The sequence below is a fragment of the Neobacillus rhizosphaerae genome (genome assembly GCF_050477885.1).
GTDB classification, from domain to species: Bacteria; Bacillota; Bacilli; order Bacillales; family Cytobacillaceae; genus Neobacillus; species Neobacillus rhizosphaerae_A.
This window is the reverse complement of the sequence record NZ_JBCNAC010000193.1, coordinates 1-15,757: the sequence shown is the minus strand read 5'-3', so window position 1 is coordinate 15,757 and position 15,757 is coordinate 1. Positions and strand designations below refer to the sequence as shown.

16 protein-coding genes, 1 tRNA gene, 1 other RNA gene and 1 other annotated feature are annotated in these 15,757 nt (G+C 39.8%); of the genes, 13 read left to right on the top strand and 5 right to left on the bottom strand.

Translation table 11 applies throughout. The annotated features are described in order from the left end of the window. Positions 1 to 37 precede the first annotated feature (37 nt). Positions 38 to 976: a YaaC family protein gene (locus tag ABES03_RS25195; protein ID WP_430121874.1), complete on the bottom strand. Its 939-nt coding sequence runs from the start codon at positions 974 to 976 to the stop codon at positions 38 to 40. A 107-nt stretch (positions 977 to 1,083) separates the two neighbouring features. On the opposite strand from ABES03_RS25195, the gene guaB reads away from it, so the two are divergent. The 6 genes from guaB (at position 1,084) to ABES03_RS25165 (ending at position 7,538) form a co-directional block, all read left to right on the top strand. Beyond that, positions 1,084 to 2,553, top strand: coding sequence for an IMP dehydrogenase (gene guaB / locus ABES03_RS25190; RefSeq protein ID WP_430121872.1), 1,470 nt, complete (start codon positions 1,084 to 1,086; stop codon positions 2,551 to 2,553). A 210-nt stretch (positions 2,554 to 2,763) separates the two neighbouring features. Further along, complete coding sequence (locus ABES03_RS25185) at positions 2,764 to 4,077, top strand: serine hydrolase (RefSeq protein ID WP_430121876.1); 1,314 nt, start codon at positions 2,764 to 2,766, stop codon at positions 4,075 to 4,077. Positions 4,078 to 4,258: 181 nt separating this feature from the next. Beyond that, complete coding sequence (pdxS, locus tag ABES03_RS25180) at positions 4,259 to 5,140, top strand: pyridoxal 5'-phosphate synthase lyase subunit PdxS (RefSeq protein ID WP_308081655.1); 882 nt, start codon at positions 4,259 to 4,261, stop codon at positions 5,138 to 5,140. A gap of 1 nt (position 5,141) precedes the next feature. Further along, positions 5,142 to 5,732, top strand: a complete 591-nt coding sequence (gene pdxT, locus ABES03_RS25175) for a pyridoxal 5'-phosphate synthase glutaminase subunit PdxT (protein ID WP_430121870.1) — start codon at positions 5,142 to 5,144, stop codon at positions 5,730 to 5,732. A gap of 63 nt (positions 5,733 to 5,795) precedes the next feature. Next, positions 5,796 to 6,021: a binding site (T-box leader), on the top strand. A gap of 55 nt (positions 6,022 to 6,076) precedes the next feature. Then, positions 6,077 to 7,357 (top strand): serine--tRNA ligase, encoded by a 1,281-nt coding sequence (gene serS, locus ABES03_RS25170; protein ID WP_430121868.1) that lies wholly within the window; start codon positions 6,077 to 6,079, stop codon positions 7,355 to 7,357. An 88-nt stretch (positions 7,358 to 7,445) separates the two neighbouring features. Then, positions 7,446 to 7,538: transfer RNA gene (locus ABES03_RS25165), tRNA-Ser, on the top strand. Positions 7,539 to 7,632: 94 nt separating this feature from the next. Here the strand turns inward: ABES03_RS25165 and ABES03_RS25160 are convergent. From ABES03_RS25160 to ABES03_RS25145, 4 genes are all read right to left on the bottom strand, one after another. Next, positions 7,633 to 8,328, bottom strand: coding sequence for a deoxynucleoside kinase (locus ABES03_RS25160; protein ID WP_430121866.1), 696 nt, complete (start codon positions 8,326 to 8,328; stop codon positions 7,633 to 7,635). Positions 8,329 to 8,343: 15 nt separating this feature from the next. Next, the gene (locus ABES03_RS25155) at positions 8,344 to 8,988 is read right to left on the bottom strand and encodes a deoxynucleoside kinase (RefSeq protein ID WP_309857164.1); all 645 of its coding nucleotides are present in this window, start codon (positions 8,986 to 8,988) and stop codon (positions 8,344 to 8,346) included. Between the two features lie 239 nt (positions 8,989 to 9,227). Continuing rightward, positions 9,228 to 10,517, bottom strand: coding sequence for a LysM peptidoglycan-binding domain-containing protein (locus tag ABES03_RS25150; protein WP_430121864.1), 1,290 nt, complete (start codon positions 10,515 to 10,517; stop codon positions 9,228 to 9,230). A gap of 36 nt (positions 10,518 to 10,553) precedes the next feature. Next, the gene (locus ABES03_RS25145) at positions 10,554 to 11,129 is read right to left on the bottom strand and encodes a cysteine hydrolase family protein (RefSeq protein ID WP_430121862.1); all 576 of its coding nucleotides are present in this window, start codon (positions 11,127 to 11,129) and stop codon (positions 10,554 to 10,556) included. 66 nt (positions 11,130 to 11,195) lie between these two features. Here ABES03_RS25145 and tadA point away from each other — a divergent pair, with 66 nt between their 5' ends. The 7 genes from tadA (at position 11,196) to ABES03_RS25110 (ending at position 15,548) form a co-directional block, all read left to right on the top strand. After that, a complete protein-coding gene (tadA, locus tag ABES03_RS25140; protein ID WP_430121860.1) occupies positions 11,196 to 11,714 on the top strand; it encodes a tRNA adenosine(34) deaminase TadA in 519 nt (172 codons plus the stop codon). Between the two features lie 91 nt (positions 11,715 to 11,805). Further along, an RNA gene (gene ffs / locus ABES03_RS25135) (signal recognition particle sRNA large type) lies at positions 11,806 to 12,070 on the top strand. 140 nt (positions 12,071 to 12,210) lie between these two features. Then, positions 12,211 to 13,899 carry a DNA polymerase III subunit gamma/tau gene (dnaX, locus tag ABES03_RS25130; protein WP_430121858.1) on the top strand — a complete coding sequence of 563 codons (1,689 nt, stop codon included), beginning with the start codon at positions 12,211 to 12,213 and terminating at the stop codon, positions 13,897 to 13,899. Between the two features lie 30 nt (positions 13,900 to 13,929). Next, entirely contained in the window at positions 13,930 to 14,253 is a 324-nt protein-coding gene (locus ABES03_RS25125) for a YbaB/EbfC family nucleoid-associated protein (protein WP_374121019.1), read from the top strand. Between the two features lie 65 nt (positions 14,254 to 14,318). After that, on the top strand, positions 14,319 to 14,915 hold the full coding sequence (recR, locus tag ABES03_RS25120; protein WP_308081646.1) for a recombination mediator RecR: 597 nt from the start codon (positions 14,319 to 14,321) through the stop codon (positions 14,913 to 14,915). A gap of 23 nt (positions 14,916 to 14,938) precedes the next feature. Beyond that, on the top strand, positions 14,939 to 15,157 hold the full coding sequence (locus tag ABES03_RS25115; protein WP_430121855.1) for a YaaL family protein: 219 nt from the start codon (positions 14,939 to 14,941) through the stop codon (positions 15,155 to 15,157). A 127-nt stretch (positions 15,158 to 15,284) separates the two neighbouring features. Further along, the gene (locus ABES03_RS25110) at positions 15,285 to 15,548 is read left to right on the top strand and encodes a pro-sigmaK processing inhibitor BofA family protein (RefSeq protein ID WP_413304859.1); all 264 of its coding nucleotides are present in this window, start codon (positions 15,285 to 15,287) and stop codon (positions 15,546 to 15,548) included. The last annotated feature ends 209 nt before the right edge of the window (positions 15,549 to 15,757 follow it).

Below are 15,757 nucleotides of genomic sequence, written 5' to 3'. Positions count from 1 at the left end.
GGCAAATGAAAAGACAACCTGATATGGTTGTCTTTTTTTATTGTTTCATCAGATATTGATAAATTAAAAACGGTCCTTTTTGGAGAGTTACATCAAGAAATGAATTGATAAAAGGATAATCTTGATTGGGCATCATTTTGGTCAATTCACTCCACCATTCGGTTTCGTAACGAGCAATCATACTTAAATTATAGAGCAATAAATAATGTACAAGTAGCTCTGGAAAATCAAAAAGATTCCCTTTATGCAATGGTAATACATAGTATTGGTTCTCTAAATTTATTTTTAGTGGTGAGTTTGCGGAAGTAGAGCTCATTGTAAACGAAAGTCCCTCATTGGAAAACTCAACAGAATGGTCAAATTTGGAGGAAAGAAATTCCTTTAGCCTGCTCTCAGTCATGTGATAGGAGTCCAGAACGCTGTCCGGTATGGTTAATTGCTTACCAACGCGGTCTAATTGGACAAATGTTCGTTTCCCAAAAAGTATAAAGAATAAATCATCCAATTCCGGTATAAGCTGTAGTAATTCCTCCATTATGACTTTCTCTCCTTCTAATTGTTTCATGTGAAACAATTTTTCTGACATGAAGGGGAAAAGTCCATTTTTTTGTACTTTTACTTCATCCTGAAAAAAAAGATAATTTTGTTTTTTCCTTTTCCTCGTAGAAACTCCATGTGCTAATACAGCTGTTGTTTCGGGATAAGAAGGGTCAGTTGTTAATATGCAAGCCTTAATTAAATGGACGAGTCCATAAAATAGCAAAATTGGCTTTAAAATAAGAGGAGATTTTTCTGCCTGCTCATAATATATTTTTCCATGCTCAAGATAATAGAGGAAAGCATATCCGTTTTCGTAGCTTTTTTGTTCAGGATTATCTATTTGACGCTTTTGATAGCTGGTTTTTAAATAGCGCTGACAATACTCTGCTGAAAAGAAACTAGAATAGCTTTTCCATCCCTTATAGTGAATATCCAAGATCGTACCACCTTTTTCAGAAGAATCAAACTAATATTTATTCCTTGACAGTATTTTGTCCAATTGATAACCTACAAATAAAATTTTTTATCCTGGGGGCCGTTAAAATGTGGGAAAGTAAATTTGTAAAAGAAGGTTTAACGTTTGATGATGTATTATTAATTCCAGGTAAGTCCGAGGTTCTACCAAGAGATGTCAGTCTGCAAGTGGAGTTATCACCAAGTGTAAAGCTCAATATTCCAATTATTAGTGCAGGTATGGACACAGTAACTGAATCAGAGATGGCCATTTCTATTGCACGTCAAGGCGGTTTGGGTATTATCCATAAAAACATGACGATCGAGCAGCAGGCAGAACAAGTTGAAAAGGTAAAGAGGTCAGAAAGTGGAGTCATTACCGATCCTTTTTATTTAACGCCGGAACATCAAGTGTTTGATGCTGAGCATTTAATGGGTAAATATCGAATTTCAGGCGTACCCATTGTTAATAACCTCGAAGAACAAAAACTAATAGGCATTATTACTAATAGAGATTTACGTTTCATCCAGGATCAGGATTACTCCTTTAAAATCGCAGATGTGATGACAAAGGAAAATCTTGTAACAGCACCGGTTGGAACCACATTAAAAGAGGCAGAACAAATTCTGCAACGGTACAAAATTGAGAAACTTCCGCTCGTAAATGAACAGGGCGTATTAAAAGGATTAATTACCATCAAGGATATTGAAAAAGTAATTGAATTTCCAAACTCAGCAAAAGACAAACAAGGACGTTTATTAGCCGGAGCAGCAGTAGGGGTAACTAGTGACACGATGAAGCGTGTGGATATGCTTGTGAAGGCCAATGTAGATGTCATTGTAGTGGATACTGCCCACGGCCATTCAAAGGGTGTTCTCGACACTGTGAAGGAAATTAGAGGGGCATATCCTGAATTGACTATTATTGCGGGGAATGTAGCAACTGCAGAAGCGACAAAGGATTTAATTGAAGCAGGAGCTGATGTGGTTAAAGTTGGAATTGGACCAGGCTCCATTTGTACAACAAGGGTTGTAGCCGGTGTAGGCGTACCGCAAATTACTGCAGTTTATGATTGTGCAACAGAAGCAATGAAGCACGGAAAGACAATAATTGCAGATGGAGGAATTAAATATTCCGGAGATATCGTAAAAGCCTTAGCTGCAGGGGGACATGCCGTCATGCTAGGAAGTCTTTTGGCTGGGGTATCAGAAAGTCCAGGGGAAACGGAAATATTCCAAGGACGCCGCTTTAAGGTATATCGTGGAATGGGCTCTGTGGCTGCGATGGAAAAGGGATCGAAAGACCGTTATTTCCAGGAAGACAACAAAAAGTTTGTGCCTGAAGGAATTGAAGGAAGAATTCCTTATAAGGGGCCATTATCGGAGACGATTTATCAGCTTATTGGCGGTCTTAGAGCGGGAATGGGATATTGCGGAACTAAGGACCTTAATGAATTAAGAACGAATGCACAATTCATTAAGATGACAGGTGCAGGATTAAGAGAAAGTCATCCACATGATGTTCAAATTACAAAAGAGGCACCTAACTATTCTCTATAGTCTTCAAATGGAAACAGGGAAGCCCAGCTTCTCTGTTTTTTCACGGTCAATATTCCTAGAAAAATAGCAGAATTGGAAAAAGAATGGTTCTATGCTCTGTCTATGATTTGCTAGCTACTTATGTTAAAATAACCAAAGTGTATAAAATCGTTGGAGGGCGTTACAGTGAACAAACACTTTTATCAGAAATGTGTTGCCAGTGCACTGGCAATGATTATGTTTTTTAGCCTATTTGCTGGTGTAAACCAAGCTAAGGCACAAGCAGCGTTAAATGTAAATGCAGATGGTGCGATATTAGTTGATGCAGAAACAGGTAAGGTTCTATATGAACAGAATGCTGACAATGTTTTAGGGGTTGCCAGCATGACTAAGATGATGACAGAATATCTTTTACTTGAAGCGGTTAAGAAAGGCAAAGTGAAATGGGATCAGGAATACTCAGTAAGTGATCTTGTTTATAAAAACTCTCATGACAGAAGTCTTTCGAATGTGCCATTAAGGGAAGATGGCAAATATACGATCCGTGAATTATATGAAGCAATGGCTATTTATTCTGCAAATAGTGCAACTATTGCAATTGCAGAAACCATTGGCGGATCAGAAGCAAACTTTGTAAAAATGATGAATGCCAAAGCAAAACAATTAGGATTGAAGGATTATAAATTCGTTAACTCTACGGGTTTAAATAACAGAGATTACCATGGGCAGCATCCTGAAGGAACAGGTCCTGAGGATGAGAACGTAATGTCTCCACGTGCTGTTGCAAAATTAGCGTTTCATTTAATTAATGATTTCCCTGAAGTGTTAAAAACAGCTAGCACGCCGATGAAAATGTTCAGAGAAGGCACGGACGATCAAATAAAGATGGATAACTGGAACTGGATGCTTCCAAAGCTAGTTTACGGTTATGAAGGTATGGACGGGCTTAAAACAGGGACGACTGATTTTGCAGGTTATTGCTTCACTGGAACGGCAAGCCGTGATGGCAAACGATTTATTACTGTTGTTCAAAATGCGAAGGATGCAAGCGGAAAAGGCGGCTACAAAGCACGCTTTGATGAAACAAGAAAAATGATGGATTATGCATTTAGTAATTACACAAAAGAAAAGATTGTTCCTAAGCATTATCAAGTAAAGGGACATAAAACACTTCCTATCACTAAAGGGAAGGAAGACCAAGTGAAAATTTATACGAAGTCAGCCATTAACATGGTTGTCCTTAATGGTGAAAAGAAGAGTTACAAACCAGTTCTTGTTTTAGATAAGAAAAAGGTTAATAAAGATGGAGAAATCACAGCACCAGTTAAAAAAGGTGAAACAGTTGGATATTTAACTATTGAACCGAAAAGTGGTGAAAAGGTTTCATTTTTAACTGAAGAGGGACAAAAGAAAATCAAAGTGGATGTCATCGCTGCACAAGATGTAGAAAAAGCAAATTGGTTTGTCCTAATGATGCGTGGGATTGGCAATTTCTTCGGTGATGTTTGGCACGGAATTTCTTCAACCGTAAAAGGTTGGTTTTAATTAGAATAAAAACATAAGAAAATTTTGGATTTTTTAAGAAGGATTCTTGTCTTGACAGGAGTCCTTTTTTGTTGCTTTAATGATTTTATGGAAATAGATAATTCCGATTGATTGAATGGGAATTTTCCACAAGTTTAAAGAGATTTTTCTTAATATTTTAAATAAAAGGGGGATTTTAACAATGAAAACAGGTACGGAACTCGTAAAACGTGGTATGGCTGAAATGCAAAAAGGCGGCGTCATTATGGACGTTGTGAATGCCGAGCAGGCAAAAATTGCTGAAGAAGCAGGTGCAGTAGCAGTAATGGCTTTAGAGCGAGTGCCTTCAGATATCCGTGCAGCTGGTGGAGTGGCAAGGATGGCTGACCCAAGAATAGTTGAAGAGGTACTTAATGCTGTTTCAATCCCTGTAATGGCTAAAGCAAGAATTGGTCATATTGTGGAGGCTAGAGTGCTTGAGGCAATGGGTGTTGATTATATCGATGAAAGTGAAGTATTAACTCCTGCTGACGAAGAGTACCATTTATATAAAAGTGATTTTACTGTTCCGTTTGTTTGCGGATGTCGTGACCTTGGTGAGGCAGCACGCCGTATTGGTGAAGGTGCTTCCATGCTTCGTACAAAGGGTGAGCCAGGAACTGGTAATATCGTTGAAGCGGTTCGCCACATCCGTAAGGTAAACGCACAGGTTCGTAAAGTAGTGGGAATGAATGAAGATGAGTTAATGACGGAAGCAAAGCTTTTAGGTGCTCCATTTGAATTACTTCTTGAAATTAAGCGTCTTGGGCGTCTTCCAGTTGTTAACTTCGCAGCTGGCGGTGTAGCAACACCAGCGGATGCAGCACTTATGATGCAGCTTGGTGCTGACGGTGTGTTTGTTGGATCTGGTATTTTTAAATCAGAAAATCCTGCTAAGTTTGCAAGAGCAATTGTCGAAGCAACTACTCACTACCAAGACTATAAATTAATTGCTGAACTTTCAAAGGATCTTGGAACACCAATGAAAGGGATCGAAATTTCTTCACTAGCGCCAGAAGCACGCATGCAGGAGCGTGGATGGTAAGATGATTAAAATCGGCGTTCTCGCTTTACAAGGAGCGGTCCGGGAACATATTCGGTCACTTGAGGCCTGCGGTGTAGAGGCAGTTGCTGTTAAACGAAAAGAAGAGTTACATGACTTGGATGGACTTATTCTTCCTGGTGGAGAAAGCACAGCAATGCGGCGCCTGATTGACAAATATGATTTCATGGATGCGTTAAAGGAATTTTCCCGTAGTGGGAAACCAATGTTTGGGACATGCGCGGGACTCATCCTATTAGCTAAGCAACTTGTTGGTTATAGTGAACCTCACATCGGTGTCATGGACATTCAGGTAGAACGGAACTCCTTTGGCCGACAAGTGGACAGCTTTGAAGCAGACCTTGCAATTAAGGATGTAGCAGAGACCTTCCCAGCGGTATTCATTCGTGCGCCGCACATTGTTGAGGCAGGAGAAGATGTAGAAATCCTGTGCAAGCATAATGACCGCATTGTGGCCGCACGGGACAGGCAGTTTCTCGGATGTTCCTTCCATCCAGAATTAACGGATGATCATCGCATTACTGCTTACTTTGTTGAGATGGTTAAGGAAGCCAAACTAAAGCAACTTGTATAGGTTTAATTTGGTTGCATTTCGTTTATAATTATAGTAACGTAGATATACAAATCATAAATATTGTTGAAAGCAATGAGAGGAATTAGTAACAGGAAACTCATTCTAGCAGAGAGCCGGTGGCTGGTGAAAACCGGTGAATGAAGCTTGTGAATCCCTCCTCGAGTAAGGTATGGAACACTACTTAATGTAGTAAGTAAGTACTTTCGGTAAAAACCGTTACATTTTTTCAAGGTGGACAGTGGTATGCTGTCAACCAGGGTGGTAACGCGGGTTAACTCTCGTCCCTGTTTTCAGGGGCGGGAGTTTTTTGTTTTTTGCAATTCATTTTAAAAGGAGTGTCAATTATGCTGGATATTAAAATCCTAAGAGCAAATTTTGCTGAAGTAAAAGAAAAGCTTCAAAATCGTGGAGAAGATCTAACCGATCTTGGCCGTTTTGAAGAACTAGACCTAAAGAGACGTGAACTAATCGTAGAATCTGAAAAACTAAAAAGCAAACGAAATGAAGTAACACAGCAAGTAGCAGCTTTAAAGCGTGAAAAGCAGGACGCTGATCATTTAATCAAAGAGATGCGTGAGGTCGGCGATCAAATTAAAGCTCTGGATGACGAGCTTCGCGGAGTAGAAGAAACATTAGAGCTTTTACTTCTAAGCATCCCAAATATCCCTCATGAAAGTGTACCAGTCGGGGAAACAGAAGATGACAATATTGAAATTCGAAAATGGGGTAATGTCCGTGACTTTGAATTCGAAGCAAAGCCGCACTGGGACATTGCTGATCAATTAGGTATTTTAGATTTTGAACGTGCGGGGAAAGTGACAGGAAGCCGCTTTGTTTTTTACAAAGGATTAGGAGCGCGTTTAGAGCGTGCGCTAATGAGCTTTATGCTTGATTTACATGTAGATGAACATGGTTACACTGAAATCCTACCGCCATACTTAGTTAATCGCACAAGCATGACGGGAACAGGGCAATTGCCGAAGTTTGAAGAGGATGCCTTCTTGATTGAAAGCGAAGATTATTTCCTTATTCCAACAGCTGAAGTCCCTGTTACAAATTATCACCGTGATGAAATTTTAAGTGGAGAAGAGCTTCCAATCCGCTTTGCGGCCTATAGTGCTTGTTTCCGTTCTGAGGCAGGATCTGCTGGACGTGATACACGAGGATTGATTCGTCAGCACCAATTCAATAAGGTGGAACTTGTGAAGTTTGTGAAGCCGGAGGATTCTTATGAGGAGCTTGAAAAGCTAACGAACGATGCTGAACGAGTATTACAATTACTAGAGCTTCCATACCGTGTGTTAAGCATGTGTACGGGTGACCTTGGATTTACGGCTGCGAAGAAGTATGATATTGAAGTATGGATTCCAAGCTATGGGACGTACCGCGAGATTTCTTCTTGCAGTAATTTTGAAGCATTCCAAGCAAGACGCGCGAATATTCGCTTCCGTCGTGATCCAAAAGCCAAGCCGGAACATGTTCATACATTAAATGGCTCTGGCCTTGCGATTGGCCGCACGGTCGCAGCGATCCTAGAGAACTATCAGCAAGAGGACGGCAGTGTCATCATACCGACTGTATTACGTCCTTACATGGGCAACCGTGAAGTGATAAAGCCAATGTAATTTCTAAAAATTCCGGATGTTATATTCATCCGGAATTTCTTTGTTGACATTCATATTGGATATATGTTAAATTATTTTTTGTTGATACGGAGGAATACCCAAGTCCGGCTGAAGGGATCGGTCTTGAAAACCGACAGGCGGGTTAAACCGCGCGGGGGTTCGAATCCCTCTTCCTCCGCCATCATTTAAAACAATCGCGCATAAAATACTGGAGATAAGGCTCACTACATTCATTGTAGTGAGTTTTTTTTATGCAAAAAAAGAAGCACATTGGATTAACCAATATGTGCTTCTGTTAGATTAAGAATTGCTTTTAATTTTTCATCTACTTCACGGCATACTCTTTCAGCATCCGCTTGACTCTTCACAACATCTGTCGTGTCCATGTCAATCACTAGGACTTCACTTGCCGCATACTGGTTCATTACCCACTCATCATAACCCTTCCAAACCTCAAAGTAGTACTCTTTCAGCTCGGGGTTAATCTCAAAGCTTCTACCGCGGGCCATAATCCGGTCAATGACCGTATCAAAGGATCCCTTTAAGTAAACCATTAAATCTGGTGCCTTTTTAGGTAGTTCCTTCAGCTCTTCCAACATATTATCTACAAGATCTTCATAAATCTTGAACTCTAAGCTTGAAATTCTGCCTAAATTTTTATTTACATAAGCAAAATACCAGTCTTCATAAATTGAACGATCCTGAATTGTATAAATCGGTTCACGCCAGTTAATACAATCTTTTACTGTCTTAAATCGTTTGTTTAAGAAAAATAATTGTAAGAGGAACGGAATTCTTCTTGCATCTAATTCTTCAGGTGTTAACTCATAATAAAGAGGAAGGATGGGGTTATCATCCACCGATTCATAAAACACCTTACTCTCAATTCCTTTATTTTTAAAGTGTGCATTTAAGGTATCAGCCACACTGGTTTTCCCTAGACCAATCATACCACCAATAACGATACTCACTTACATCCCCCTATTCTATATGTTCGTCCAGCTGCAAGTCTTTAACGATAAGGTTAACTTTTCAATAATATGGTTTAGATCATTTTCGTTTTGCACGAAATCCAACTCATCGCCGCTAAAGCGAAGAACAGGTATTTCTGGATGTTCTTTTTCAAAAATCGCTATGGCATTTTCATAGTCGATGGAGAGCTGTTCTAAATATAATGGGCTAATATTTTTTTCAACCTCGCGCCCTCTAAGCTTGATTCGTTTTAACAATGTATCTAAGCTGGCATTTAAATAAATAATGACATTAGGCTTAGGCATATCTTCGGTAAGAATTTGATAAATCTTATAATATTTTTGATATTCTTCCGGATTTAATGTTCTCTGTGCAAAAATCAAATTTTTAAAAATATGATAGTCTGCAACAACAGATTGATTTTGACTTAAGTAATGGGTATTGATGTCCCCTAATTGCTTAAAGCGATTGCAGAGGAAAAACATTTCCGTCTGGAAACTCCATTCCTCAATGTTGTCATAAAATTTCCCTAAAAATGGGTTTTCATCCACGATCTCTTTAAGTAAAGCAAATTGAAATTGCTCTGAAATGGCTTTTGCGAGCGATGTTTTCCCAACACCAATCGGCCCTTCAACCGTAATAAAGGGTGTATCCCCCATTGCAAGTCCTCCTTCTCCAACTGCCTGCACTTCTATGATTAACCAGTAACCACCGGATAATTTATATTATTTATGTCTTACTGATTTATCGACACAAAAGATATTTTATCACAATCTACGACAGGAAGGGATATGGAATATTTTGAAGTGGCTAGATTTATGTCAGATATATGAAAAAACTGCCGAAAAACGGCAGTTTTTGTTGTAAAAAATATTTTTCGACTATCGGAATGCTATCATTAGGTCCCCCTCTTGGTGACGTTGAAATTATCTACGATTAACAGCCAATTCTGCGGGAACGATAAGCCGAGCTTCCAATAACTCATTCCTCTTAAATTTAATTCTTTGATTAAATCAAATTTAGCCTGGATGGAGCGGGCATCCTCAAACCAAACTTCATGATCCTTGCCACTCTCATCCTTATATTTGAAAAAGGGTGCTTGGGCTTTCGTATCGTACTGAATCGGTACATTATGTTTGGCTGCTAGCTGAATGGCCTGCTGCGGACTGACAGCCTTAGCGACGGTTCCCTGAACAAAAGGAAGCGTCCAATCATAGCCGTAGAGATTTTGCCCCATAAGAATTTTATTAGATGGCATTTCTGTTATGGCATAATCTAAAACTTTCCTTACTGAGTCAATAGGAGATACGGCCATCGCGGGGCCGCCGCTGTAGCCCCATTCATACGTCATAATGACCACAAAGTCAGAAATTTCCCCGTGTGCCTTGTAATCATGGCCTTCATACCATTTTCCTTTTTGTGTGGCACTGGTCTTTGGGGCAAGGGCAGTTGACATGAGCCAACCTTCACTTTTAAATCGTTGTTTTGCCTTGCGCAAAAAGTTGTTGTAAGCCTCCCGATCCGCGGGTCGTAAAAATTCAAAGTCAAAGTGAATATCACGGAATCCATATTTTTTAGCGGTTGCTACAATAGTATTGAGAAATTTATCTTGAATGGCGATGTCGTTCAATAGAATTCGCCCGAGCTCATCACTAAACTGATCATTTTCTTGGTTGTTAATAACCATCATTAATACGTTACGATTAGTCCTTGCGATAGCGGGGAAATTATTCAGTAAAGGTTCTTTCAAGGTTCCATCACGGCGAGCTTGAAAACTAAATGGGGCTAAATAGGTTAAATACGGTGCAGCTTCCCTGGCGCTATTCTCTAATACAGGTGCAACCGTTGTCCCTCGAGGCTCTACGTAGGCATTAAACTCAGCGTTTCTTTTTTGACCTTGGGGGATATAAAGACGGAATCCAACATTGAGCGGCTGATTTACATTAATCCGGTTGATCTTTGCAAGCTCTTGATAAGGGACACCGACTTTTCTAGCAATAGAGAATAAGGAATCACCCGACTGAACGAAATAAAAGCGGCCGATAATTGGAATGACAATGGACTGTCCCACTACCAGGTCATTCGGATTCGGTAATTCATTTGCTTCAATAATATCGTTAACGGTCGTATGGTAGGCTCTTGCAATCGAGGTTAATGATTCATTCCTTCTTATAACATGGATTTGCATCCTTTTCCCTCCCAACAAACATACGTTGCAACTATTTTATGAGGGAGGGTGAGGATAAATGATATAATGTTGATAAATTTCATGATGACTAGGAGCGGTCTTAGCTTTGAGTACATTCTCCATCATTGTTAGAGCAAAATGGTTATCCTGATCATCTACCGATGTAATACAATCACGAGGGACATAAATGGGATATTCGCGCATATAGGCATCATTTGCAGTAAATAGCACGCAAATATTGCCCGCAATTCCAGTTAGTATGAGTGTATTCACCTTTAAATGATCTAACAATATGGTTAAAGAGGTTTCGTAAAAAGCGGAATGCTTTGGTTTAATTAAACAATAATCATCATCATTTGGTAGCAGGATATCAAAAATAGGCTGACTGTAATCGTTCCTACAAAAATCAATGATTTTATTAAAATCAGCCTGCCATAAATTATAATGATCATTCATAAAGATGACGGGTAAATTGTGTTTATTAAATTGTTTTTTTAATTCTTTGATGGACTTAGCAATTACCAGTGCTTTTTCGGCTAAAATGGAACCATGTGAAAAATCAAAGTTGTTAATCATATCAATAATAATCAGTGCAGGATAATTATTCTCCATTTGCTTCTCCTCCTTCCTATATTTTGGAGTAATAATAGAATACTTATCCATAAGAAGGAGTTTGCTATGATGGTGGAAGAAAACCTAGATGAATACTTTATGAGTGAAGCAATAAAGGAAGCCAAAAAGGCGGAGGAACTAATGGAGGTTCCAATCGGAGCTGTGCTTGTCATGGAGGATAGAATTATTTCCCGGGCATATAATTTGCGTGAAAGAGAGCAGAACGCTGTCGCACATGCAGAACTTATCGCGATCGAACAAGCTTGTCGGGAAATAGGCTCTTGGCGGTTGGAGGACGCAACCTTATATGTAACACTTGAGCCATGCCCGATGTGCTCAGGTGCCATTATATTATCGAGGGTAAAAAGAGTGGTATATGGTGCAAGTGACCCGAAGGGCGGATGTGCAGGAACACTCATGAATCTTTTACAGGACGACCGTTTCAATCACCAAAGTGAAGTAACCAAAGGTGTGTTAGAAAGTGAATGTGGCCAATTGCTTTCTGATTTTTTTAGGGGGCTCAGGGAAAGGAAAAAGCTTGAGAAACAACGAAGGAACGAAAAAGGAATAATAGATTTACAATAACTTACAGTTGATAAATATTGCTTTTTTTCCGGATTGGTTGTATATTAGAAAAGCGTCAGATACGACGCACTAAACTTAGTTATCAACTTTGCCGTGCTAGGTGGGGAGGTAGCGGTGCCCTGTACCCGCAATCCGCTCTAGCGGGACTGAATCCCTTCCCGAGGCTAATGGCCTGTAGGGTCTGCCTTAAGTAAGTGGTGTTGACGCCCGGGTCCTGCGCAATGGGAATCCATGAACCATGTCAGGTCCGGAAGGAAGCAGCATTAAGTGGACGCTCTCATGTGCCGCAGGGTTGCCTGGGTCGAGCTAACTGCTTAAGTAACGCTTATGGGCGTTAGTCAAAGGAAGGTGCACGGCAGTTACATATGTTTATAAATTAACTCATCTCAGAATGGAGATGAGTTTTTTTGTGAACTCTTATGAATACACTTTGAAAAAATGAAAATAGATACGTTATAATGGTTAGGATGAATTATTTCGAAGGGGGCGGTGTCAGTTGGCTTATCAGGCTTTATATCGTGTTTGGCGTCCGCAGGCATTTATCGATGTAGTAGGACAAGAACATGTAACGCAGACATTGCAAAACGCCCTGCTTCAACAAAAGATATCACATGCCTATCTTTTTTCTGGTCCAAGAGGAACAGGTAAAACAAGCGCAGCTAAAATCTTAGCAAAGGCAATTAACTGTGAACGCGCACCTGTAACAGAACCATGTAATGAATGTGCAGCCTGCCGTGGAATTACCAATGGGACGATTCCGGATGTGTTAGAGTTTGATGCTGCTTCCAACTCTCGTGTGGAAGAAATGAGAGATGTATTGGAAAAGGTCAAATTTGCACCGACTGCTGTTAACTATAAGGTTTACATCATTGATGAGGTACATATGCTTTCCATTAGTGCTTTTAATGCTTTATTAAAAACATTAGAAGAACCGCCAAAGCATGTAATTTTTATTTTAGCTACAACAGAACCTCATAAAATTCCATTAACGATTATTTCTAGATGTCAGCGGTTTGATTTTAGACGCATCACAGCTGGTTCTATTGTGAAGCGGATGAAATTAATCGTTGATGAAACAGGAGTAGTATGTGATGAGGATGCCTTAAAAATGATTGCCCGTGCAGCAGAAGGTGGGATGCGTGATGCCTTAAGTCTATTAGACCAGGCAATATCCTATAGTCAGGATCGGGTAACGGTAGAGGATGCCTTGACCGTGACCGGCTCTGTATCCCAAGGGTTCTTGAATAAGTTATCAAGCTCATTTCAAGAAAAAGATGTGGCAAGTGGTTTAGAGGCGCTTGAGGAATTATTATTTCACGGTAAGGACCCAACGCGATTTATCGAAGATTTGATTTTATTCTATCGAGACATGCTTCTGTATAAAACGGCACCAAATCTTGAAGAGTCGCTTGAAAGGGTCATGCTTGACGATGAATTTCGCAGGATGGCGGAAGCCACTCCTACCGGACAAATCTATCAGTTCATTGATTTCTTAAATAAAACACAACAAGAAATGAGATGGACGAACCATCCGCGAATATTTCTTGAGGTGGCGATTGTAAAGCTCTGTCAAATGGAAAGTATAGAAAAGGAAGCACAGCCTTCCAGTGTCGACCATTTGTTATCTAGGATTGAACAACTAGAAAATGAACTGCAGCAATTAAAAACCAGCGGCATCACTGTTACCTCACAAGATGCAGCACCTCAGCAGCAAAAACCGGCTCAGAGAGTGTCTAGGAAAGGATTCCAGCCTGCAGTTGGTAAAATCAATGAAGTATTAAAGGTAGCTACCAAAAACGATTTAAATCAGATTAAAGGTAAATGGGGAGAAATGCTGGCAAATTTAATAAAATCGCACGCAGCCTTGTTAAATGATGCGGAGCCAGTTGCAGCTTCAGCGGATGCCTTAATTATAAAGTTTAAGCATGAAATGATTTGTCAAATGGCAACAGATAGAAAGGATTTTCAAGAAGCGATTACCGGTGCCCTTCAAATATTAACTGGTAAAAGATTTCTATTCTTGGGTGTACCTGAGGAACAATGGGGAGACATTCGAGAAAGTTTCTTGAACAGTCAGCATGGTGAAGAAGGCGAAGCCAGCGAAACAAACAGGAAGGAAGAGGAACCTCATATATCTGAGGCTAAAAAACTTTTTGGCGCTGAGTTCGTAGAAGTAATAGAATAATAATAACTTACTATATGGAGGTAATGTGTTATGATGCGTGGCGGAGGAATGGGTAATATGCAAAATATGATGAAGCAAATGCAAAAAATGCAAAAGAAAATGGCGGAAGCCCAAGAAGAATTAGGCCAAGAAAAGATTGAAGGAACTGCTGGTGGCGGTATGGTTAAGGTTGTTGTAACTGGTCATAAAGAAGTGGTAGATGTACAAATTAAACCTGAGGCAGTTGACCCAGATGATGTAGAAATGTTGCAAGACCTTGTTTTAGCAGCAGTAAATGACGCCCTTAAAAAGGCTGAAGAGCTAACAAACAATACAATGGGCCAGTTCACAAAAGGAATGAACCTTCCTTTCTAAGCTAGATTAAATAAAAAGAGGCTGTTCTTATGTGCAGCCTCTTTTATTAAAGGGGAAAAATAGTAATGCATTATCCTGAACCGATTTCTAAGCTCATCGACAGCTTTATGAAACTGCCAGGAATCGGCCCGAAAACGGCTGCACGCCTGGCCTTTTATGTGTTAAGTATGAAAGAAGACACCGTCCTTGATTTTGCCAAAGCGCTTGTGAATGCGAAGCGTAATTTAACGTATTGTTCTGTTTGTGGTCACATCACAGACCAGGATCCTTGTTATATATGTGAAGATCAACGCAGGGATAGAAGTATCATTTGTGTTGTCCAGGATCCAAAGGATGTTATTGCAATGGAAAAGATGAAGGAATTCAACGGATTATATCATGTGTTACATGGGGCTATTTCTCCAATGGACGGGATAGGTCCAGAGGATATTAATATCCCTGATTTACTAAAACGTCTACAAGATGAAACCGTACAGGAAGTCATCTTGGCTACGAACCCGAATATTGAAGGTGAAGCAACAGCTATGTATATCTCTCGATTGTTAAAGCCATCAGGCATTAAGACGACAAGAATTGCCCATGGACTACCGGTTGGCGGTGACCTTGAGTATGCTGATGAAGTAACCTTATCGAAAGCAATAGAGGGCCGACGGGAACTATAAGAAAAAATTCGGAGGAAAAAAGTATGTTTTTTCAACGTAAAGGACGGCTTCGAAAAGAGTATGATGAAAAGCTCTTGATACAGTTGAATCGTTTGAAAGAGCATTGGCAGCAAGAAAAACAGCTTTTGGAAAAAAGTTTTGATCCTTCCGAAGAGGTTATTTGCCAAACGAAAATAGCAGAAGCGAAGTATATCTTCTTATTAAGAGAAGCAAAACAGCGGAATGTCACCTTATTAAGATGAATTTGAATAATGAGCCTGAGCCTGGTCACAATGTGTGGACGGGCTTTTTTATTTTTCTTAAGGTCTATTCCCTCTAACTTGTACATAAACTGTATGGATAATGATTGAAGGAGGAGGGGAGCGTTATTTGGAACCTATTATCGTTATTTCAGTACTAGGAGGCCTGATCCTATTACTCTTATTCTCAGGGGCACCTTTTAAACCAGCACGGTTTATTGGTCAAGCTGCGGTTAAATTCTTAATCGGGGCGTTGTTTCTATTTTTCTTAAATGCAGCCGGTAATCGGTACGGTATCCATGTCCCCATTAATGTGGCTACATCTGCAGTTTCAGGCTTTCTAGGGATACCTGGAGTATTTGCATTAGTAGCTATTCAACACTGGGTTTTATAGCTGTACAAGCCGCTGAAACAAGCGGTTTTTATTTTTTTAAAATAACTATTGACCATGTGGTTGGAATGCTGTAATATATTAAAAGTCGTCACCAAGACGTCAAAGTAGAAAGTAAAAAAGTTATTGACTTTTCATCATTAACTTGATATGATTATAAAGTCGCTTTTAAGCGATGAAGAAAAATTTGTCCTTTGAAAACTAAACAAACA